Source organism: Paenibacillus prosopidis (assembly GCF_003337375.1).
In the GTDB taxonomy this organism is placed as follows: Bacteria; Bacillota; Bacilli; order Paenibacillales; family Paenibacillaceae; genus Pristimantibacillus; species Pristimantibacillus prosopidis.
Genome location: NZ_QPJD01000003.1, coordinates 90,490 through 112,419 on the forward strand (window position 1 = coordinate 90,490; position 21,930 = coordinate 112,419).

24 protein-coding genes are annotated in these 21,930 nt (G+C 49.6%); 22 read left to right on the plus strand and 2 right to left on the minus strand.

Features of this window, described 5'->3' with window-relative positions:
* Positions 1–152 precede the first annotated feature (152 nt).
* The 4 genes from DFP97_RS05210 to coaD all read left to right on the plus strand — a co-directional run bounded on the left by DFP97_RS05210 (position 153) and on the right by coaD (position 2,141).
* The gene (locus tag DFP97_RS05210) at positions 153–602 is read left to right on the plus strand and encodes a hypothetical protein (protein WP_114378934.1); all 450 of its coding nucleotides are present in this window, start codon (positions 153–155) and stop codon (positions 600–602) included.
* 201 nt (positions 603–803) lie between these two features.
* Positions 804–1,037, plus strand: a complete 234-nt coding sequence (locus tag DFP97_RS05215) for a hypothetical protein (RefSeq protein ID WP_147275018.1) — start codon at positions 804–806, stop codon at positions 1,035–1,037.
* A gap of 20 nt (positions 1,038–1,057) precedes the next feature.
* On the plus strand, positions 1,058–1,651 hold the full coding sequence (gene rsmD, locus DFP97_RS05220) for a 16S rRNA (guanine(966)-N(2))-methyltransferase RsmD (protein WP_114378936.1): 594 nt from the start codon (positions 1,058–1,060) through the stop codon (positions 1,649–1,651).
* Positions 1,638–2,141, plus strand: a complete 504-nt coding sequence (coaD, locus tag DFP97_RS05225) for a pantetheine-phosphate adenylyltransferase (protein WP_114378937.1) — start codon at positions 1,638–1,640, stop codon at positions 2,139–2,141. The genes rsmD and coaD overlap by 14 nt, the downstream gene beginning before the upstream one ends.
* 134 nt (positions 2,142–2,275) lie before the next feature.
* On the opposite strand, the gene DFP97_RS05230 is transcribed toward coaD, so the two are convergent.
* Entirely contained in the window at positions 2,276–3,502 is a 1,227-nt protein-coding gene (locus DFP97_RS05230) for a nucleoside recognition domain-containing protein (protein ID WP_114378938.1), read from the minus strand.
* Between the two features lie 191 nt (positions 3,503–3,693).
* Here DFP97_RS05230 and DFP97_RS05235 point away from each other — a divergent pair, with 191 nt between their 5' ends.
* Positions 3,694–4,734, plus strand: coding sequence for a S16 family serine protease (locus tag DFP97_RS05235; RefSeq protein WP_114378939.1), 1,041 nt, complete (start codon positions 3,694–3,696; stop codon positions 4,732–4,734).
* 23 nt (positions 4,735–4,757) lie between these two features.
* Here the strand turns inward: DFP97_RS05235 and DFP97_RS05240 are convergent, their stop codons facing one another.
* A complete protein-coding gene (locus DFP97_RS05240; RefSeq protein ID WP_114378940.1) occupies positions 4,758–6,005 on the minus strand; it encodes a nucleotidyltransferase in 1,248 nt (415 codons plus the stop codon).
* A gap of 161 nt (positions 6,006–6,166) precedes the next feature.
* On the opposite strand from DFP97_RS05240, the gene DFP97_RS05245 reads away from it, so the two are divergent.
* The 17 genes from DFP97_RS05245 (at position 6,167) to rimM (ending at position 21,928) form a co-directional block, all read left to right on the plus strand.
* Complete coding sequence (locus DFP97_RS05245; protein WP_114378941.1) at positions 6,167–6,688, plus strand: YceD family protein; 522 nt, start codon at positions 6,167–6,169, stop codon at positions 6,686–6,688.
* Between the two features lie 38 nt (positions 6,689–6,726).
* Positions 6,727–6,900, plus strand: coding sequence for a 50S ribosomal protein L32 (gene rpmF, locus DFP97_RS05250; RefSeq protein ID WP_006036546.1), 174 nt, complete (start codon positions 6,727–6,729; stop codon positions 6,898–6,900).
* Positions 6,901–7,118: 218 nt separating this feature from the next.
* Positions 7,119–7,715 carry a transcription factor FapR gene (fapR, locus tag DFP97_RS05255; protein WP_181873366.1) on the plus strand — a complete coding sequence of 199 codons (597 nt, stop codon included), beginning with the start codon at positions 7,119–7,121 and terminating at the stop codon, positions 7,713–7,715.
* Positions 7,699–8,688, plus strand: coding sequence for a phosphate acyltransferase PlsX (gene plsX / locus DFP97_RS05260; protein WP_114378943.1), 990 nt, complete (start codon positions 7,699–7,701; stop codon positions 8,686–8,688). Before fapR ends, plsX begins: the two co-directional genes overlap by 17 nt.
* Positions 8,689–8,698: 10 nt before the next feature.
* Positions 8,699–9,685 (plus strand): beta-ketoacyl-ACP synthase III, encoded by a 987-nt coding sequence (locus DFP97_RS05265; protein WP_114378944.1) that lies wholly within the window; start codon positions 8,699–8,701, stop codon positions 9,683–9,685.
* Between the two features lie 16 nt (positions 9,686–9,701).
* Positions 9,702–10,631, plus strand: a complete 930-nt coding sequence (gene fabD / locus DFP97_RS05270; protein ID WP_114378945.1) for an ACP S-malonyltransferase — start codon at positions 9,702–9,704, stop codon at positions 10,629–10,631.
* A 20-nt stretch (positions 10,632–10,651) separates the two neighbouring features.
* Complete coding sequence (gene fabG, locus DFP97_RS05275; RefSeq protein WP_114378946.1) at positions 10,652–11,401, plus strand: 3-oxoacyl-[acyl-carrier-protein] reductase; 750 nt, start codon at positions 10,652–10,654, stop codon at positions 11,399–11,401.
* 91 nt (positions 11,402–11,492) lie between these two features.
* The gene (locus DFP97_RS05280) at positions 11,493–11,726 is read left to right on the plus strand and encodes an acyl carrier protein (protein WP_053375686.1); all 234 of its coding nucleotides are present in this window, start codon (positions 11,493–11,495) and stop codon (positions 11,724–11,726) included.
* 207 nt (positions 11,727–11,933) lie between these two features.
* Positions 11,934–13,175, plus strand: coding sequence for a beta-ketoacyl-ACP synthase II (gene fabF / locus DFP97_RS05285; RefSeq protein ID WP_114378947.1), 1,242 nt, complete (start codon positions 11,934–11,936; stop codon positions 13,173–13,175).
* Positions 13,165–13,869 carry a ribonuclease III gene (gene rnc, locus DFP97_RS05290; protein WP_114378948.1) on the plus strand — a complete coding sequence of 235 codons (705 nt, stop codon included), beginning with the start codon at positions 13,165–13,167 and terminating at the stop codon, positions 13,867–13,869. The genes fabF and rnc overlap by 11 nt, the downstream gene beginning before the upstream one ends.
* Positions 13,870–14,002: 133 nt before the next feature.
* Positions 14,003–17,578: a chromosome segregation protein SMC gene (gene smc, locus DFP97_RS05295; RefSeq protein ID WP_114378949.1), complete on the plus strand. Its 3,576-nt coding sequence runs from the start codon at positions 14,003–14,005 to the stop codon at positions 17,576–17,578.
* A gap of 41 nt (positions 17,579–17,619) precedes the next feature.
* Positions 17,620–18,627, plus strand: coding sequence for a signal recognition particle-docking protein FtsY (ftsY, locus tag DFP97_RS05300; RefSeq protein WP_114378950.1), 1,008 nt, complete (start codon positions 17,620–17,622; stop codon positions 18,625–18,627).
* 176 nt (positions 18,628–18,803) lie between these two features.
* Complete coding sequence (ylxM, locus tag DFP97_RS05305; protein ID WP_114378951.1) at positions 18,804–19,166, plus strand: YlxM family DNA-binding protein; 363 nt, start codon at positions 18,804–18,806, stop codon at positions 19,164–19,166.
* A 25-nt stretch (positions 19,167–19,191) separates the two neighbouring features.
* Positions 19,192–20,568, plus strand: coding sequence for a signal recognition particle protein (gene ffh, locus DFP97_RS05310; RefSeq protein ID WP_114378952.1), 1,377 nt, complete (start codon positions 19,192–19,194; stop codon positions 20,566–20,568).
* A 33-nt stretch (positions 20,569–20,601) separates the two neighbouring features.
* The gene (gene rpsP, locus DFP97_RS05315; RefSeq protein WP_056637034.1) at positions 20,602–20,874 is read left to right on the plus strand and encodes a 30S ribosomal protein S16; all 273 of its coding nucleotides are present in this window, start codon (positions 20,602–20,604) and stop codon (positions 20,872–20,874) included.
* 25 nt (positions 20,875–20,899) lie between these two features.
* Complete coding sequence (locus tag DFP97_RS05320; RefSeq protein ID WP_114378953.1) at positions 20,900–21,130, plus strand: KH domain-containing protein; 231 nt, start codon at positions 20,900–20,902, stop codon at positions 21,128–21,130.
* A 267-nt stretch (positions 21,131–21,397) separates the two neighbouring features.
* A complete protein-coding gene (gene rimM / locus DFP97_RS05325) occupies positions 21,398–21,928 on the plus strand; it encodes a ribosome maturation factor RimM (RefSeq protein ID WP_114379243.1) in 531 nt (176 codons plus the stop codon).
* Positions 21,929–21,930 lie beyond the last annotated feature (2 nt).

A 21,930-nucleotide genomic window follows, 5' to 3' on the forward strand; every position in this document is an offset into this window, starting at 1 on the left:
TTAAACGAATCAATACCAGACTGTCGGGTACTTCTCGGCGATCTGGTTTTTTAATACCCGTTTTGTCCCCATTAATTGTTATCAAAGGATTTTTTTAACTGAACGAGAATATTAGGTAGAAGTATATTATTAATATTAGGACGGTGGCAGGGATGCTTCTCATTCGCTATGTTTTGCTTATTGTTGCTAGCATTGGAATAGGATTTTTAACAGGTTTCTATGGTCTCGAATTATCAATTGTTCATTTTATACTGATTGTGTTCGGGCTCTTAGTATTAATGTTTTTGGATCATATTATTTCATTCTTCGTTCTTTTTTTCTCCCGCGATATGGCTCGTGTTGAAAGAATTCTTTATAAACAAAAACAACCCTACTTTACAGCCATACTTGATATAACAAAAGGTAAATATGACGAAGCCAATAAAAAAGTAGAACTTCTAAAAAATTGGGGAAGACAAAAACAAATGCGGGCTTCTTTAAAAGCTGGATTAAATATAGAAATGAATAATTTATCCGCAGCGAAAAGGGAAACCGAAATAATTAAAAATCCTGAGTTGCGCTCTTATAACTACGCCTTGATCGCTCTGATGGAGAATCAATAGGAGTCATTATGCTTCAAAGGGACTTCAGAAATATTTGATGATTACATCTTTGGCGAGGCAGAGAACAACACCTAACCGCAAGTCGTTTTTTTAATATACTGCTTCTATTGAAGATCTTTTAGACCAGTGAACAAAGAGGGGAAATTCTTTATAAGGGTTTATAACAAAAAAATCGGGCGTCCCTTTCGGGACGCCCTTTTCATGGGAGAGGAGAAACCGGACGAAGAGCTTATGGGGAAACGTAAGTCTTCTCCGCGGTTGTCTACGGCATCTCGCGACGCCGATGATTTTATCTTGTCCGCTTTGCGGGCGAATATACATTTTAAGGATGAAAAATATTTTTATCACATCATGGTTATGTCTGAGACATCAACTCGTTTGTTACGCTTCTGCTTTATTAACAAAGGAATAGTATGGTACGATAAGCGGGAATGAGATAGAAGGGGGCAATTGCAGTGAGAGTCATTGCGGGCGTGGCCAAAGGCCGCACGCTGAAAGCCGTGCCCGGTACGAACACGAGGCCGACAACGGATAAGGTGAAGGAAGCTATATTCAGCATGATCGGACCTTACTTCGATGGGGGAACGGCGCTTGACCTGTTCGCAGGTACCGGAGGTTTGGGCATTGAAGCTTGGAGCAGAGGGATTGAACGGACTGTTTTTATTGATCGCGAGAAAATAAGCATTGACATTATCCGCCAAAATGTTCAAACAGCGAATATGGGAAGCGCTGCGGAAATTTATCGCAATGATGCCGAGCGTGCTTTGAGAGCGCTAGCAAAGCGGGAGCAGAAGTTCCGGCTTGTTTTTCTTGATCCGCCATACAAAATGACGACGATGGATAGTCTGATGGCGCAATTAGTGGAATATGAAATGCTGGAGCCGGAAGCGATCATTGTCGTAGAGCATGACGCGGCCAATCGGTATCCGGAGCAGATGGAACATTTTGAACAGTTGAAGGCTGCAAAATACGGTGATACGGCCGTGTCCATATACAAATATTATATCCAAGATAGTCACGACGGGAGGGAGACCGATGTCAACGAATAAACGGGAGCGAGTTGCCGTATACCCTGGCACCTTTGATCCGGTTACATATGGTCATTTGGACATTATTCGCAGATCCGCAAAGCAATTTGATCGGTTGATTGTCGCCGTTTTGAATAATACGAGCAAAAATCCGTTGTTTTCGGTGGAGGAACGTAAGGAGCTGCTCGCTGAAGTGACGCGGGACATTCCTAATGTTGAAATTGACAGCTTTCGCGACCTGCTTGTCCGATTTATGAAATCGAAGCAGGCGAACGTGATTATAAGAGGTATTCGCTCGGTAACCGACTTCGAATACGAGCTTCAGCTGGCTTCAACCAATCATTTGCTTGATAATGAAATCGATACGATGTTTATGATGACTAACCCTAAATATTCGTATTTGAGCTCGAGCATTGTGAAGGAGATCGCGCAGTTTAACGGAGCCGTACATGAGCTTGTTCCGCCAGTCGTAGAGCAGCGTTTAAGAGAGAAATACAAAGAAAAAGCATAACCTTATACAAAAAGCTCCTTACAAAATATAAGAATTTATAAGTTTCACACTTAGAAATTAACTTATATTTCACCGCGAATCGAAAGCTGCGCCTCCAAAGGACGGTGACAGCCGTTTACGCTGGTATCATTAAATCAATGTGATCTTCCAGCTCGGTGGTACGGATATAAAACAAGGAATAAAGCTAGTGCGAATAATGCTATCAGCAAACAGCCCGTCATTGAAAAATGCCATAATAGCGGCAAATCGCCGGCTTTTATAGTAATCGCATTTGCAGTTCTTTCATAGGATTCTGCCGGAGCAACAGCGGGCAAGTCGCTTGGCATGAGCAGCAGCCGAAGTAACGAAATCATAGGCTTCCAAAGCAGCAACATAAACACAAAGGCGTGCACCGCATGGGCAGCACGCATCGCGATAAATGGAAATAGCTTTAAGTCCGTTCCTGTAACCGCGTAGCCTGCTTGTAAAATACCGCTTAATCCGCTCCAAGCAAGAACGGCTGCAATTGCAGCCGCGTTAGCTAAAGTCCCGGCGCCGGGTGAATCCCATACTGCGGCGGCATAGGCGCCTAAGTGGCCTTCAAAGAAGGCTGGGCCGATAAAGCTTAGCCCAATCTCTGATAACAATGGAGTAAGAAGCGGCTCTGAAAGCTTCGCGAGAACAGCGGCAAAAATCATAAAGCCGCCGATCATAAACAGCTTTTGAACGCTGGAAGAGACGGCGTCGCCAAGCGCTTTGCCGAAGCTGCGTCCATCCTGCTCTCTTCCGAGGCGAAGCGCTTCGGCAGCATTTTGGAGCAAGCTTTGATGAGGGATCGCCGGTGTTAACGGTGAAAGACTGTTCTGTTTTGTGTCCTCAGTACGGCTGAGCAACGATAGTAGGAGTATTAACCAAAGCGACGAAAGCCACACGGCAGCGGCGATCATGCTGCCGATAATCGGCTTTTGCATGAAGCCTGCACCAATTACGACGAGCATAAACAAAGGATTCGGCATATGGGCGAGGGCTAGCAGCCGCTGGCCCTGTTGTTTTGTTACGAGACTGCGCTTTCGCAGAGAGGCAACTGCTTCCGCTCCCGCTGGATAACCGCCCATCCACCCGAGGACGATCGCAAGCCCCGCATCGCCGGGCAGCTTGAATAATCGTCCCATGAACGGCTGAAGGAGTGCGCCAACAGCATGGGCGAGGCCAAAAGCAGCTATTAATTCAAATAATACAAGAAACGGCAGCAGGCCTGGAAATACGATATTCCACCATACCGTGAGCCCTTGCAGCGAGGATTGAAAAGCAGCATCCGGCGAACTGATGATTGCGGCGACAAGCATTATGGAGAGGAATGCAAGCAGTATCGTTTTGGCCAATGCCATTCAACTCCTTGTTCCGCTGGGCGGATAATTGTACGGCAGGCCAATAGAAAGAAATGACATCATGAAATGGACAACCGTATACGTTAAATAGTACGCGTGCATGAAGGAGGATAGACCACTTGCTTCCTCATCCTGTATTAGGATAGGTTTTGACGGTTTATCCGGAATGGGGAGTGGAGGGGCAAATGAAGCAGTCTGACTTTCGTCGTACAGTCATTATTATCGTATTAACTGCAGCGGCAATGTGGGTGTTACTGTACGCTCCCACACCGTATGTTGTGTTTGAACCGGGCGTTGCCGTACCCGTCAAGCCGATGGTGACGATTGAGGAAGGCGATAGCCTAGGCAAAGGTGATTTTTTGCTTACTGCGGTTAAACTGACGAAGCCGAATTTTCTGCGAGCCATTCAATCGGTGTGGATTACGAACATGGACGTTCATCTCAAGAAGGATGTGCTTAGGGGATATTCCGAGGAGCAGTACGCGGAGAGGTTGAATGTTATTATGCACGGCTCGCAAAATAATGCGGTTGAAGCTGCGTACCGCTACGCTGGTTTGCCTTATGTGAAAGAAGCGCAGTCGATTATGGTATCGGATGTACGCACAGACGGGGCAACCCCGTTTAAGCCTGGTGATACGCTGCTTGGCCTTAGTGGGGGTAAGCGGTTTAATAGTATTGCAGCAGTAGTTGAGACGCTTAAAGCGGTGGTGCAGAATAAGGATATCGCATTCGATATCGAACGTAATGGTGAAGGTCAAAGTGTAACCGTCCCCGGTGAAACGTTCGGTTCTTCATTAACAGCAGCGCAATTGCCGGAGGCGCTAGGCGTAATCGGTTTAACTGAGCTTCGCAGCTTAGAGCCTGGTGACAGCCGCAATCGTTTGAAGATCGAAGCCGGGGATATTGGGGGCCCTTCCGCAGGTCTTGTCTTTGCGCTGCATGCGCTGGACTTGTTAACTCCGGGAGATTTATCCGGGGGTCACCGGATTGCTGCAACTGGGACGATAACTGTGGATGGCAAGGTTGGAGCAATAGGCGGCATTAAGCAGAAAATAGTCATTGCAAGCGAAGAAGGTGCGCAGCTGTTCCTGGTGCCCGCTGCTAATTTCGAGGAAGCACAAGCGAAAGTGAACGCGCTTGGCTCCTCGATGAGGGTCGTTCGTGTAGACACACTGCAGGAAGCGATGGATGCCATAGCGAAATTCAATAAAAATGATGCCAAGTAACTGAATTAGCGCATCAACAGCTTTTATTGAACGGTAACCGGCTTATCCGTAAAGTCACGGAATAAGCTTTCTGTAGATGCATCGTTAGGTAATCCTAACATGTATACGCCGCTAGCTTGCACATCCAGCTCTAAGAAGCGATACGGCATCGGCGGTCTCGCAGCGCTGAGCAGCACGGGCAGCTTGGCCGAATCGCGCATCCGGCGCAATAATTGCTTGCCTTTGTCCGTGAATCCGAGTACTCTTATATATTCAACCCCGGAAGCGAGCTTATCGGCAGTAAAATCGGCTTTCGTATGACCGAGCAGTACAGCCAGCAGCGATCGCTGCAGCTTCGTGCGCGTATACCGTTTTGTTTTTAACGTATCAAGTAAATCGTCAAATCGCGGAGAAGCGAGCTTTGGAAGCGAATTGCGGATGCGGTGTTCCAGGCCTTCCGTTATTTCGTGCAGGCTCGAAAGCTCGACCGCAGAACGCGTGAGAATCGAGTGGAACAATGGATAGGTGAATCGTTCCCAGCTCATTGGGCAGCGGCCTGCCGACCATTCCCTTTGGAGTGTGCGATAGGTGGATTCCGGCACATATGAACGTGCCTCATCAAGTGATCCCCGCTCAAGCAGCAGCTTGCGGATGGCGGTTGCGCTTGCGATTCGGCTGTCTGTTATGGAGTCCTGGTTATACTGCGACTTCTCGCGTGCAATGGTGAAAGGCTCCATTTTACCACCGATCCGTTTCAGAGCAAGCAAATAATGAAGCGCTAATGTATGGTTAGGCAGCGCAAATGGGAAATTAGCGGCAGACGCATGTCCCTGTTCCGATAAGTAGATGGATATTGCGCCGCTGTAAGCGCTCGGGTAGCTGATGCCTGTTTGGAGAAGCTGCTTCAAGAGCGTTTTGAAGGCTTGAGGTTCGTGGGCGACAATCTCAGCGGCTTGCAGAAGCGGATTTAACTCGCCGCTTTCTGTGCCGAAGCAGAAGCTGTCCACGACACCGGTTGCTTCCAGCAGCGAGACGGCGCCGTATGCGAACCACTCGGCTGCTTGGGTCGCATAAGCGACCGGCAGCTCGATAACGAGATCGCAGCCGCCTTCGAGCGCTATTTTCGTTCTTGACCATTTGTCTAGCAGCGCAGGCTCGCCCCGTTGCAGGAAATGACCGCTCATGACGGCAACAACTGTGTCAGCGCCCGTTATTTTTCGCGATTGTTGCAAATGATACAAATGTCCGTTATGAAACGGGTTGTATTCGACAATGAGTCCGACTGTGCGCATTTGCCATATCCTCTCTTTGTTAAATGTTGGCTGTTTCACTATAGCACAGACAAGCCGTTCATTCACGGGCCGCTTAACGGAATGTGGAAAAACAGCGTGAAAATGTTGACAAAACGGTAGTCTGATAGATATAATAATCTTTGTTTGTTTGGGGTGATCTGATGCAGTTTCATATTCAAGAAACGATGTCCAAAAGGTTAAAAGCGACAATTAACGAACAGTTAGATGTTAGTGACCTATTCAAAGGACGCCAAGATGTCTACCGTACAGGACCGCTCCTTGTATCGCTTGAGGTGACAGGGCATGAAGGATTCATCGAAGTCGACGGCGAGCTTGCCATTGACTTAGAGCTTGCGTGCTCGCGCTGCCTCGACCCGGTTAAGGATCATACGGTCATTCCTTTCTCTGAAAAATTCAAGCCTGCTTCGTCTGAAGTGGACAGTGATGAGTATACAGAAGAAGAGGTAAGTGACTTTGTTGAAGTGAATGCGGAGAGATTGGACTTGAAGCCTTATGTGGAAGAAGCGCTTCTTCTGTTCATGCCTTTTGCCCCGCTTTGCAGCGATGACTGTAAAGGTCTTTGTCAAAAATGTGGACAAAACTTAAATGAGCACAAATGCAGCTGTGATACGGAAAAGGTTGATGTTCGTTTTGCAGTGCTAAAGGATCTATTTAAGGAATAGCCGTTGTACCGATTGATTTTGTGAAGGAGGTGGGAAATATGGCAGTACCTCAGCGTAGAACATCCAAAACTCGCCGCGACAAACGTCGTACGCACTTCAAACTTGCAGTACCTGGCATGGTGAAATGCGAGCAGTGCGGAGAGCTGAAATTGGCTCACCACGTATGTAAAGTGTGTGGATATTACAAAACAAAAGAGATCATTTCCCAATAGTGGAATGGTTTCAGCAATAGCACTTCATCATGCGGTGAGGTGCTATTTTTTTTGCTTCGTTGCGCGCGGGCGCTTTTTTTTATATACTTAATTAGTACCAGGTGATAATATCAACCAACATACATATACTATCCGTAATGGTGGTTATGACGCCGCAGCGCGGTTAAAATAGTTTAACTGTCACTATACTGTAAAAGGTGGTGCCGATCATCGAAAGAATGCCCAAACGGCAGCGGCATCAGCAGCTTGCCCGATTAATTGATGAAAATCCTTTTATAACGGATCGGGAGCTCACGCGGCTGCTTAAGGTAAGCATCCAGACGATCCGGCTTGACCGGATGGAGCTTGGCATCCCGGAGCTTAGGGAACGACTGAAGCTCATGGCCGAGCGTTCCTACGATTCGGTCCGGTCACTGCCGCTGCATGAGGTGATAGGCGATATCGTTGATCTGGAATTAGATAAAAGCGGCATATCCGTGTTTGAAATTCGTGAAGAGCATGTTTTCTCAAGGACAGGCATCGCTCGCGGCCATCATGTGTTTGCTCAAGCGAATTCACTCGCTGTCGCTATTATAGACGATGAAATTGCGCTTACCGTAACAGCTGACATAAGGTTTATCCGCCCGGTTAAACTGGGGGAGAAATGTATTGCCAAAGCTTATGTCCGCTCGATTTCTGGAGAACGAAGTAAGGCGAAGGTTGAGCTGTTTACCTATGTAGGCGATGAAATGGTGTTTCAGGGCAATTTTGTAATTTTCAGGTCCGCAGGAGACACAGAAAGTGGAGGGGGAGACGAACGTGCGGATCGCTATTGATGCTATGGGCGGAGATCATGCTCCAGGCTTAATTGTACAAGGAGCACTGGAAGCGGCGGCGCAATGGCCGGATACGGAGCTGCTGCTTGTCGGCGACACGTCTGTTATTGAACCGCTCATGAACGGGAAGAAGCCTGCTAATGTGGTGATTTGTCATGCCGATGAGGTCATCGGTCCGGATGATGAGCCGGTGAAAGCGGTGCGCCGCAAAAAAGGGGCATCCATGGTCGTTGCGGGTCAGCTCGTCCGCGAGAAGCAAGCGGATGCCATGCTTTCTGCAGGCAACACAGGAGCGCTCATGGCGACGGGACTGCTCATTGTAGGTCGAATGGACGGAATTGAACGGCCGGCGCTTGCGCCTATGATGCCCACGATGGACGATATTGGCGTGCTTGCGCTTGATTTAGGCGCTAACATGGATGCTAGACCCGAGCATTTGCTCCAGTATGCCATCATGGGCAGCATTTATCGTGCAAAGGTGCATGGATTGGAGAAGCCTCGGGTCGGGCTGCTGAATGTTGGCACCGAGGCGAAAAAAGGAAACGAAATATCGAAGGCCGCTTATGAATTGCTGGAGCAAGCTCCGGTTCATTTCATTGGTAACGTGGAAGCAAGGGATGTGCTGTCGCGTAATTGCGATGTACTCGTTTGCGACGGCTTTGCCGGGAATATTATGCTGAAAGCGATGGAAGGTGCTGCGGGGACGATTTTCTCTTCTCTCAAGGAAGCATTCGGCCATTCGATTATGACGAAGCTGGCTGCGGCAATTATGCTGCCGAAGCTGCGCACGCTAAAGAATAAGATGGATTATAAGGAGCACGGCGGTGCGCCGTTGCTTGGTCTAAACGGCCTAGTCGTGAAATGTCACGGCTCGTCCGACGTTATCGCCGTGAAAAACGCCGTGCGGCAAGCACGTATTGCGATTCAAGGTCAATTAATTGAGTCAATCGCAGCTGAAATCAACGGGAAGTGAGTGTGCGAAGATGAGTTTACATCCTGTGGGCATTATCGGAACAGGTAAATATGTTCCGGAGCGTATTTTATCGAACAAAGAGCTTGAAGAAATGGTTGAAACAAACGATGAGTGGATTGTAACCCGGACAGGCATTAAGGAACGCCGCTTAGCATCGCCGGAGGAAGCTACATCCGATCTTGCACTAATTGCGTCTAAGCAAGCCATAGCGGCCGCAGGTCTGACAGCGGAAGATATTGATTTAATAATTGTTGCTACAATCACGCCGGATATGTTTTTCCCATCGACCGCATGCTTGCTGCAGGATAAGCTTGGCGCGAAGAAGGCGGCAGCATTTGATTTGTCCGCGGCGTGCTCTGGTTTTATTTATGGGATGGCGACGGGCTCAAGCATGATTGCTTCCGGTATGTACAAGCATGTGCTTGTTGTGGGCGCTGAAACGCTCTCGCGTATTACTGACTATACTGACCGTAACACATGCATCTTGTTCGGAGACGGTGCTGGTGCTGTTGTTCTTGGACAAGTGGAGGAGGGCCGGGGCTTCCGTTCGTTTGAGCTTGGCGCGGATGGCAGCGGCGGAGATTTGCTTAAAGTTTGCGGAGGAGGGTCCCGTGTTCCCGCAACGGAAGAAAGTATCACTAATAAGAAGCACTTTATTCATATGGCTGGCAATGACGTATTTAAATTCGCGGTTCGCATTATGGGCAGCGCGGCTGAGGATGCATTGAAAAAAGCGGGTATATCAAAGGACGATATCGACCTTCTGGTACCGCATCAGGCTAATATCCGGATTATTCAATCCGCTTTGAGCCGGCTTAACCTGTCGGATGATAAAGCGATGATCAATTTAGACAAGTATGGCAACATGTCGGCGGCATCTATTCCGGTTGCGCTTGCCGAAGCCGTTGAAGAGGGACGTGTAAACGAGGGAGATTGTCTCGTGCTCGTAGGCTTTGGCGGCGGTCTGACGTGGGGCGCATCGGTACTCATTTGGTAAGGAGGGAGAAGACACGATGAGTAAAACAGCATTTGTTTTTCCTGGTCAGGGCGCTCAGGTGGTCGGTATGGGCAAGGATGTATACGAGGCTTTTGACCGTTCGCGGTCGATTTTTGACCAGGCGGATAGAGCGCTCGGATTTTCTTTAAGCAGCATTATATTTGAAGGTCCGGATGAGGCGCTGAAGCAAACAGCGAACACGCAGCCTGCATTATTGACTGTAAGTATCGCGCTGCTTGAGGCGCTCGAGGGACGGGGGCTGAAGCCTGATTACGTTGCGGGACACAGTCTGGGCGAATACAGTGCGCTTGTTGCTGCCGGCGTGCTATCATTCGAAGATGCCGTCCGCACCGTTCGAGCTCGCGGCCAGTTTATGGAGCAGGCAGTTCCAAGCGGACAAGGCGCGATGGCGGCTGTTCTTGGATCGGAGCGTGAGACGCTCTCAGCGCTTTGCGCAGCTGTGACGGCGGATGGTTTTGCAGTTGAGCTCGCGAATGTGAATTGTCCTGGACAAATAGTTGTCTCAGGCACGGCAGCAGGTGTTCAAGCGGTTGTTGAGCGCGGCAAAGAGGCTGGAGCAAAGCGTGTTATTCCGCTCGAGGTCAGCGGTCCTTTTCATTCCTCGCTCATGAAGCCTGCAGCGGATAATCTTCAATCAACGCTCGCAGGCATTGAGATGCGGGATGCGTCAATTCCAGTCGTTGCAAACGTGACAGCACGCTTTGCGACAGCGGCGGACGATATTCGCGGCTTGCTGGTAGAGCAGGTGTCTTCGCCGGTTTTGTGGGAAGACAGCGTTCGCTATTTGATCGAGCAAGGTGTCGATACGTTCGTGGAAATTGGTTCTGGTACGGTGCTTGCCGGCTTGATTAAAAAGATTGACAAAAATGTACGCATTATTTCGGTCAATAGCATCTCTGCACTTGATGCGCTGCAGGTGAATTAAGGCCAAATGGAGGGGATATGATGTTTGCCAGCTTGGAAGGGAAGAAAGCGCTCGTAACCGGAGCGTCGCGCGGAATTGGAAGAGCCATCGCGATTGCGTTGGCTGAGGCAGGCGCAGACGTAGCGATTAATTACTCCGGAAGCGAAGCGGCAGCCGCAGAAACGGCGCAAGCCGTAGAAGCGCTTGGAAGAAGCGCTATCGTTATTAAAGCGAATGTCGGCAAAGCCGGTGAATTCGAAGCAATGGTGAAGGAAGTCATCGAACAATTCGGAGTAATTGATATTTTGGTGAATAACGCCGGCATTACTAGAGATAATTTAATTATGCGTATGAAGGAAGACGAGTTCGACCAAGTCATTGAAACAAACCTTAAAGGTGTTTTCAACGGCATTAAAGCGGTCACCCGTTCGATGATGAAGCAGCGTTCAGGCCGAATCATCAACATTTCATCGGTCGTTGGCGTGCTCGGAAATCCGGGACAGGCTAACTATGTGGCGGCGAAAGCAGGCGTTATCGGTTTGACGAAAGCCAGCGCGCGTGAGCTTGCGTCCCGCGGGATTACAGTTAACTGCGTTGCGCCTGGATTTATTCAAACCGAAATGACGGATAAGCTTCCGGAAGAGATGCGCCAGACGTTGTCAGGCCAAATTCCGCTTGCCCGTCTCGGCGATCCGAGCGACATAGCGAATGCGGTTCGTTTCCTTGCGTCCGATGCTTCTGCCTACATGACTGGACAGACGATTCATGTGGACGGCGGCATGTATATGTAGCACCTATAAATTCCGCTGTTAGGAATTAAAACGGTTACGTATGGCATTTTATCTTTAATTCTCGTATAATACCATGGAGGAGGTGAACCGGATGTCCGAAGTAGTAGATCGCGTAAAACGTATCGTCATCGACCGACTTGGTGTAGACGAAGCGGAAGTTACACTTGAAGCTTCATTTAAAGATGACCTCGGCGCTGACTCTCTTGATGTCGTTGAATTGGTCATGGAGCTCGAAGACGAGTTTGATATGGAGATCTCTGATGAAGATGCAGAGACAATCACCACGGTGGGAGAAGTAGTTAAATACATACAATCTCATACGTAAGAAGGACAAGTCCCGTTATAACAAACGGGACTTCTCTCCATCTAGGCCGTTTTCATTATTTAGATTATGCAAAGCGCTTTAGCTTTTATATAAACAAGCGTAAACGGTGGCCGCCATATGGCGGAAATGACTCGTTTACCATTTCTTATATTTTAAAAAGATGATGAAGTACGGTCATCTATATTGCTGTCCATAGAGGTGAATCCAATGAAACAAAGAGTTGTTGTTACCGGTATGGGGGTTATTACCTCGCTCGGCTCCGATTTGGAGCAATTCTGGGGTAATTTGTTGGAGGGAAAGTCAGGAGTCTCCGTTGTTGAGGCCTTCGACTTTTCCGAATATCCGACGCGCATCGCCGCAGAAATCAAAAATTTCAACCCTGAAGATTACGGCTTAGATAAAAAAGAAGCCCGCAGAATGGATCGCTTCGTGCAATTTGCGGCAGTAGCAAGCCAATTGGCGATTAAAGATGCAGACTTGCAAATCGGTCAAAATGCAGACGCGGAGCGCGTTGGCGTAATGGTCGGCTCCGGAATTGGCGGTCTTGGCACGTGGGAAGATCAGCATAACATTTTGCTTGAGAAGGGTCCGAAACGCGTAAGCCCGTTCTTTATCCCAATGATGATCGCGAATATGGCTTCCGGCCAAGTATCCATGTTAACCGGTGCGAAGGGCCCGAACAGCACAGCAGTTACCGCTTGTGCAACAGGAACACACTCGATCGGCGATTCATTCAAAATGATCCAGCGCGGCGATGCCGACGTGATGATCGCCGGCGGGGCTGAGGCGACGATCAGACCGACTGGAATGGCCGGCTTCTGCTCGATGCGCGCCATGTCTGTCCGCAATGACGAGCCTGAAAAAGCAAGCCGTCCATTCGATATAGACCGCGATGGGTTCGTTATGGGTGAAGGCGCTGGTGTGCTTATTTTGGAATCCCTTGAGCACGCACAGGCTCGCGGCGCCAAAATTTATGCTGAAGTCATTGGCTACGGGATGAGCGGCGATGCTCATCACATGACAGAGCCGGATCCTGACGGCGCTGCTCGTTGTATGACAAAAGCGTTGAAGGATGCAGGTATTGAGCCATCCGAGATCGACTATATTAATGCGCATGGTACGTCAACTCCGGTTGGCGACCGTTCGGAAACGAAAGCCATTAAGAAAGCGTTCGGAGACTATGCTTACAAAGTAGCGGTCAGCTCGACAAAATCAATGACCGGTCATTTGCTTGGCGCTGCCGGCGGCGTAGAAGCTGTTATTCTAGGCTTGACGCTCAAAAACGGCATTATCGCACCGACGATAAATTTGGATAATCAAGATCCGGAATGCGATCTGGATTATGTACCTAATAAGCCGCGTGAAGCGAACGTGCAAACGGCGCTTTCCAACTCTTTTGGCTTCGGCGGTCATAATGCGACGATCGTGATGAAAGTTTATGAAGCGTGATTCCTTCCTTGAGCTGCAGCAACGGCTGCAGCTTAGCTTTAAGCGGACCAAGCTGTTGAAGCAGGCTTTCACCCATACTTCCTATGTCAATGAGCATAAACGCGGCACTGCGCAAGACAATGAGCGTTTGGAGTTTCTGGGAGATGCGGTGCTGCAACTGCTGGTTTCCGAATATTTGTTCACGGCTTATCCGCAGCGTCCTGAGGGTGAGCTTACACGCATGCGTGCTTCCATCGTCTGCGAGCCGTCACTGGCTCAGTTCGCCGAACGATTGGAGCTCGGCGAACATGTCCTGCTTGGGCGCGGTGAAGAACAGCTTGGCGGGCGGCAAAGGCAGGCCTTGCTAGCTGACTTGTTTGAATCATTTGTCGGCGCCATCTTCTTGGATGCTGGCATCGAGCGAACAAGAAGCTTTCTGAATGAGCATATGTTTCCGTTCGTCGATTCGAACGACTACGGCCTGCTTATGAAGGATTCAAAGTCTAAGCTGCAGGAGCGCTCGCAGCATCACGGCCTTGGATCGGTCGAGTATCGGATTATCGAGGAACGTGGTCCTGCGCACGACCGTGAGTTCGTCGTTGAGGTTTTTCTCGGGGAAGAGCGCTTCGGCATTGGAAGCGGGAGAACGAAGAAGGAAGCGGAGCAGCGTGCTGCCGCAGAAGCATGGCGTACGCTGTCACAGGAGCAGGTGTAGACAAGAAGAGAGTGTCCCGAATGGTCCGGGTGACCTGAGGGATGCTCTCTTTTTTGCAGCAGGATAAGCGTTCGGCATGGTTATCAAGGCCTATGAGTTGTGGTAGAATGTAGGGTGAGGTGAAAACCAAGTTATGTTTCTGAAACGTATTGAATTATTTGGATTTAAATCATTCGCTGACAAAACCGAAATGGAATTTGTAACCGGGATTACCGCAGTCGTAGGCCCTAACGGCAGCGGTAAAAGTAACATTTCCGACGGTATACGCTGGGTGCTTGGCGAACAAAGCGCGAAGAGCTTGCGCGGCGGCAAGATGGAGGACATTATTTTTGCCGGTAGCGACGCCAGGAAAGCGGTCAATTACAGCGAGGTTTCGCTTACGCTCGATAACGCTGACGGTGCATTGCCGCTTGAGTATAACGAGGTGACGGTAACCCGCCGGGTACACCGGAGCGGTGACAGCGAGTATTTAATAAACAAGCAGCCCTGCAGGCTGAAAGATATTACCGAGCTGTTCATGGATACGGGTATTGGTAAAGAGGCGTATTCGATTATTGGACAAGGCCGGATTGAAGAAATATTAAGTACGCGCTCGGAGGACCGGCGCGGTATTTTTGAGGAAGCTTCAGGCATTGTGAAATATAAGTCGCGTAAACGCGAGGCACAGAAGAAGCTCGATGAAACAGAGCAAAATCTGCTGCGTATTCACGATCTTGTGACGGAGCTCGAGGACCAGGTCGTGCCGCTGCGCAAGCAGTCGGAGAAGGCGATTCACTTTAAGGCGCTTAAGGAACAGCTGAAAACAAAAGAAATCTCCATGTATGTACATAACATTGAACAGATTCACGGTTCATGGACGGAGGCAAACGGCAAGCTTGAACGACTGCAGCAAGAACAGCTTGCGCTGTCAACGGTTGTGAGCAAGCATGATGCCCATTTGGAGAAGGATCGTCAGCAATTGCGTGAGCTGGAGCTTGAACTTGACCGGCTGCATGAATCGATGCTGCAAATTAGCGAGGATTTTGAAAAGTGCGAAGGCTATGGCGAGGTTCTTAAGGAGCGCAAGCGCAATTTAGAGCAAAATAAACGGCAGCTGGAAGAATCGATTGCCGTTCAGGACGCCCGCATTGGTACGCTGACGCAGGAGGAAGCGGAGTTTCGCAGCCGTGCAGCGGCATTGGAGCTTCAATTAGCCGACCTGCGCGCATTGATTGCCAAAGAGGAAGCCAATTTGTTAGGCGTGGCGGGCGGCGCTGTAGCCGATGCTGAAGAGACGCTTAAGGGCGAATTGCTTGAGGTGTTGAGCTCGATGGCGCAGCATCGCAATGAGATTCGTTATGCGGCACAGCAGCAAGAAACGCTGCAGCGTCGCATGGAGCGCATTAGCGAGGACGAGACGAAATGGCTGGAGCAGCAAGCCCGTTTGGATGATAGACGGTCGGAGCTGGCACAGGCACTAGAGGCAACACTAGTTCGTCTCGAGCAGGCAAGAAACCGGTCACTTGCGGAATCCGAGCAGACGAAAACCATTTCGCAGAGCTTGGAAGAAGTAACGATGGCCATTCGGAAATGGGAGCAGAAGCTCGACAGCCACGTTTCCAGGCGCGATACGATGAAGGAAATGCAGGATGCGCTTGACGGCTTTATGCAGGGTGTTAAAGAAGTACTCAAGGCATCCCGGCGAGGAAACAGCGGCATAAGCGGCGTTCATGGCGCGGTAGCAGAGCTTATGCGGGTGCCTGAGCGGATTGAAATGGCGGTTGAAACAGCGCTCGGCGGTGCATTGCAGCACATTGTAATGGAAGACGAGAAATCTGCCCGTACTGCAATCGGTTTTCTGAAGCAGCGTCAGCTGGGAAGAGCGACGTTCCTGCCGCTTGACGTCATACGCGGCAGACAAGTGCCGGAACACGACAAGCGTACCGCGGAAACGGTTGATGGCTTTGTTGGCGTGGCGGCTGATCTAGTTAGCTCAGATACCCGCTATGAAGCCATTGTGAACAATTTGCTAGGTAATGTCTTGCTTGCGGAAACGCTTGAACAAGCGAACCGGATAGCATCTAAATGTCAGTATCGGTATCGCGTTGTAACGCTGGAAGGGGATATCGTTAACGCCGGCGGTTCGATGACGGGCGGCAGCTTGCAGAAAAAGGGAGCGAGCTTACTCGGCCGGCAACGTCAGATCGATACGCTTGATCAAGAAATTGCCGATGCCCGCAAAATGGTGGAGCAGCTGCGCGACAAGCTCAGCGATCTTCGCAAGGAGCATTCGATTCGCACGCATAATATGGAGGAGCTGCGCGCTCAAGGCGAGCAGAGCCGAATCGAGGAGCAGCAGATCAGGGCGGAGCTGCAACAGCTTCATAATGAAGCGAAGCATTTGGATGAGCAGCGCCAGCTTTACTCGGCTGACCGCAATACGCATTTGACCGAGCAGAAGGATATTCAAGCAGCGGCGGCTGCGGCAGAGCTGCGGCTGGAGCAGCTTATTATAGATGAAGCAAGACTGCAAGAAGCGATCCGCATGGCAGAGGAACGGCGCAAAGCGAGCGAATCTGCGAAGGAAGAGCTGCAGGGGCAGCTGACAGATATAAAGATTGCAGCAGCGAAGACCGATCAGGAGAGGCTGTCATTCGAGGATCAATCGGCGCGCGTTCGTGCCGATATTGAGCGAGCTAAGCAGGAGCTGGTTGGGCTTCGGTCATTGTCAGCGCAGCAGGAGGAAGAGCTAACCCGTCATTCTGCGGAAACGGTTCAGCAAATTGAACAGCTTAATCACCTCAGGCTGAAGAAGCAAGAATGCGCGGAACAGACCGATTTGAAGCGTTCAGCACGTGCGCAGCGTATTGTGGAGCTTGATCAGGGCGAGAGTGAGACGAAGGAGCAAAGGGCACAGCTGAGACAGGTCGAAGAGCAAATGCGGCAGACGGAGATTGCCGCTAACCGGCTCGATGTCGAGCTGGATAACCTGCTTCGCAAGCTGAGCGAGGAATATGAGCTAAGCTATGAGCTGGCCAAGGAGCAATATCCTGTGCCGGAGGACGTTGCCGGTACCCAGAACGAAGTTCGTGATATCAAACGTCAAATTACAGCTCTCGGCGAAGTCAATTTAGGCGCTATCGAAGAGTATGAACGGGTTAAGGAACGTTATGAATTTTTGTCGGCGCAGAAAGATGATTTGATTGAAGCGAAAACTACGCTTTATCAGGTCATCCGGGAAATGGATGACGAAATGTCTAAACGGTTTAAAGTTACGTTCGAAGCGATTCGCGGTCACTTCGTCGTCGTATTTGCTAAGCTGTTCGGCGGCGGCCGGGCCGATCTCGTATTGGTCGAGCCGGATCGCGTGCTCGATACGGGCATTGATATTGTAGCGCAGCCGCCAGGCAAGAAGCTGCAGAATCTGCAGCTGCTGTCCGGGGGAGAACGGGCATTAACGGCAATAGCGCTGTTATTTGCGATTTTGCAGGTTAAGCCGGTGCCGTTCTGTGTGCTTGACGAGGTCGAGGCTGCGCTTGACGAAGCTAACGTATCCCGTTTTGCCCAGTATTTGCGCGAGTTCTCGGGACTTACGCAATTTATCGTTGTTACGCACCGTAAAGGAACAATGGAGGAAGCCGATGTGCTTTACGGCGTTACGATGGAGGAAGGCGGCGTATCGAAGCTGGTATCTGTCCGCTTGGAGGAAGATGAGTCGGTATCTGCATAATTAAAGAAGAGCGGTAATGTGAGGATGGAGGAGTAAGAACGATGAGTTTTTTTAAGAAACTGAAGGAAAGCATCGCTACAAAGACAGAAGCGGTAACAAATATCTTCAAGGACGGGTTGTCGAAGACACGGACTGCGTTCGTTGAGAAAGTCGAAGAGCTTATTACGCGCCGCAAAAAAATTGATGAGCAGTTTTACGAGGAGCTAGAAGAAATTTTAATCGGTGCAGACGTTGGCGTTAATACGGTCATGCAATTAATCGATGAGCTTCGGGTGGAAGTGAAGAAACGTAAAATCGAGGATGCGGCCGATTTGCAGCCGGTCCTTTCGGAGAAGCTTATTGAGCTTATGAAGGGCGACGATCACGCGGGTTTGCGGATGGCGCCAAGCGGCATTACCGTTATTTTGTTTGTAGGCGTCAACGGCGTCGGCAAGACGACGACAATCGGAAAGCTGGCGCATAAATTTAAGAGCGAAGGTAAGAGCGTGCTGCTTGCAGCTGGCGATACGTTCCGTGCGGGAGCAATAGAGCAGCTTGAGGTATGGGGTCAGCGAGTCGGGGTAGACGTGATTAAGCAGCAGTCCGGTTCCGACCCTGCGGCCGTTATGTTCGATGCGGTTCAAGCGGCGAAGCAGCGCGGTGTAGATGTGCTGCTTTGCGATACGGCAGGAAGACTGCAAAATAAGACAAATTTGATGGAAGAGCTGAACAAAATTTTTCGCGTCATCCAGCGCGAGCTTCCGGATGCGCCGCATGAGGTACTGCTGGTGCTAGATGCGACGACTGGACAAAATGCTCTTAGCCAAGCGAAGCTATTCGGCGAGAAGAGCGGGGTTACAGGTCTTGTATTGACGAAGCTGGACGGTACAGCTAAGGGCGGTATCGTAATCGCTATTCGCAATGAACTGAGCTTACCGGTAAAGCTTGTCGGCCTTGGAGAGAAAATGGGCGATTTGCAGCCATTCGATTCGGAGCAATTCATACATGCGCTGTTTGCAGGATTAATTCAGCGCGAAGCTGCAGATGAATCCGGAATAAAAGCAGAATAAGCGGGTTGCATTCGGATGCTAATAGCGCTAAGATGAAGCCTTTAAGGTGACAAGGACAAATGCTTGACAGCAGCCTATGATGTCATGTATTATAAGAGTCATTGACAGCTGTAAAGGCTTTTTCCTTGACGGGTGCAAATGGTTAACATGGTTAACGAGCAGGAGGGGCTGATGGGATGAAAGCAAACGAACCGGATGCCTTATCCAAAACAACCCGAATTAATTTATTGTTCGATTTTTACGAGCCGTTGCTGACAGAGAAGCAGCGGACGTTCCTCAAATATTATTTTCATGACGATTTCTCGTTAGGAGAGATTGCTGCGGAGTTCGGCATTAGCCGGCAAGCGGTTTATGAGCATGTCAAGCGCGCTGAGCAGGTGCTTGAAGGCTACGAGAGCAAGCTTAACTTACTCTCAAAGCATGAGTCGCTTTTGCAATTAACGGCACAGCTGGTAAACAGCCTTGATGAGCTATCCATTGATGAACAGGAAAAACAAGCGCTGATGAATGTTATCGCACAGTTCAGAGCAACGGAATAAACGACAAGAATGGAGGTGACGGTACATGGCAGCATTTGAGAGCTTATCAAACCGGCTTCAAAATGTGTTCAGCAAGCTGAGGGGCAAAGGCAAGGTGTCTGAAGAGGATGTTAACGAAGCGATGCGGGAGGTGCGGTTGGCGCTTCTTGAAGCAGACGTTAACTTCAAAGTCGTCAAAGACTTTATCGCCAAGGTGAAAGAACGGGCAATTGGCTTGGATGTATCAAAGAGCTTTACGCCCGGCATGGTCGTCATCGATATCGTAAACAAAGAGCTTACCGAACTGATGGGCGGTACGCAAAGTAAGCTGGTTAAGGCAAATAAGCCGCCAACGGTAATTATGATGGCCGGTTTGCAAGGTGCGGGTAAAACGACGACGACAGGCAAGCTGGCAAAGCTGCTGCAGAAGGGTAATCACAAGCCGCTCCTCATTGCATGTGATATTTACCGTCCGGCTGCAATCAAGCAGCTGCAGGTTCTCGGCGAGCAAATCAAAGCGCCGGTATTCTCGATGGGCGATCAAACATCACCCGTTGAAATTGCACGGGCTGGACTTCAGCACGCGAAGGAGAACGGCAACGATTACGTCATTATCGATACAGCAGGCCGACTGCATATCGACGAAGAGCTGATGGAAGAGCTGAAGCAAATCCATCAGACAACTAAGCCTGATGAAGTGCTACTAGTCGTCGATTCGATGACGGGACAAGACGCGGTTAACGTAGCGCAGAGCTTCCACGAGCAACTCGAACTAACTGGTGTCGTGTTAACGAAGCTAGACGGCGATACGCGAGGCGGTGCGGCACTATCGGTTAAAGCCGTAACGGGCTGCCCGATTAAATTCGCAGCGATGGGTGAGAAGATCGACTCCTTGGAGCCGTTCCATCCAGAGCGGATGGCTTCCCGGATTCTCGGCATGGGCGATATGCTGTCGTTGATTGAAAAGGCTCAATCGAATATCGATGCAGAGAAAGCCGCTGAGATGGAACGTAAGATGCGGACAGCGGAATTTACGTTCGATGATTTCCTTGAGCAAATGGAGCAGGTTAAAAAACTCGGTCCACTCGATCAAATTATGGATATGCTGCCCGGCATGAACAAGATGAAGGGCTTAAAGGACATGAAGGTCGACGAGAAGCAAATCGGCCGGGTCGAGGCTATCGTCCGTTCCATGACGAAGGAAGAGAAGATTAAGCCGGAGCTGCTTAACCACAGCAGACGTAAGCGCGTTGCCGCCGGCAGCGGCACAACGATTGTAGAAGTCAACCGCCTCATCAAGCAGTTCGACGATATGAAGAAGATGATGAAGCAGTTTTCATCAATGATGGGACCGAAAGGACCGAAGGGCGGCAAGAAAGGTCTTAAAGGTCTGCTCGGCAAAAATATGAAGTTTCCGTTTTAATGCCTATTTATTTTTCGAAGGAGGTGAATTTTCATGGCAGTACGTATTCGTTTGAAAAGAATCGGTGCTCACAAAGCTCCTTTCTACCGCGTAGTCGTATCGGATTCCCGTTCGCCGCGTGACGGACGTTTTATCGAAGAGATCGGCACTTATAACCCGGTTGCACAACCGGCTCAAGTTAAGATCGATGAAGAAAAAGCGTTGAAATGGCTGCAAACAGGAGCGCAAGCTTCTGATACCGTTCGTGACCTGCTTTCCAAAGCTGGTGTTCTTAAAAAGTTCCATGAGCTTAGGCAACAGAAATAACTGTTGAACAGCGGAGGGCTTTGAGATGAAAGAATTGATTCTTGTCATAGCGAAGGCTTTGGTCGATCATCCGGAGCAAGTGCAAGTCGATGTGAAGGATGATGACCGCGGCACGATATACGAGCTTTCGGTTCACCCCGAGGATATCGGTAAAATCATCGGTAAACAGGGACGCATCGCAAAAGCGATACGTACGGTAGTGACTTCTGCTTCCGTCAAATCGCAAAAGCGAGTCATTGTCGACATTATGTCGTAATGCACGAACTCGAAGAAGGGTTAGGACGAATGTTCTAACCCTTTTTTAAATTCTAAGCAGATATAAGTTTCACACTTATATCTGCTTAGAATTCTCCGCGAAACGAAGCTTCGCCTCCAGAGGACGGCGAAGCGTTTACGCTTGATTGCAGGGCTTACGGACGGCGGCAGCCGTTTGCATTTGATGAAACGGCTTCGTCCACTAACTTGGAACGAAGCCGTTTTTGCATGTATAATACGTTTATACACATATGAAGGGCTGGTTGAAATGAGCGAAAAGTGGTTTACGGTCGGAAAGGTTGTTAATACGCACGGACTTCGGGGAGAAGTTAAGGTATTATCGCAAACAGATTTCGCAGATGTTCGGTTTGCAGCGGGTAGTAAGCTTTTAATGCTAAACGAGGAGAGCGGGGCGTCGCTTGAAGTGAAAATCGTCGCATCCCGCGCTCACAAAAACGTGTACATACTAAAACTTGAAGGCTTTGATGATATTAATCTCGTTGAAAAATATAAAGGCTGGGTGCTCAAAGTTTCGGAAGCAAATTTGGTGGAGCTTGACGAAGGCGAATATTATTATCATGAAATTATCGGATGCCGTGTCGAAACAGAGGATGGCGAAGAGCTCGGTACGATATCAGAGATATTAAGTCCAGGGGCAAACGATGTATGGGTAGTCGCCCCCCCGAAGGGTCAAGGTAAGAAGCAGCAGCTGCTGCTGCCTGTAATTGACGATGTGTTAATTAGCGTTAACACCCAGGAAAAGCTTGTGACGGTCCGGTTGATGGAAGGATTGATTTAAAC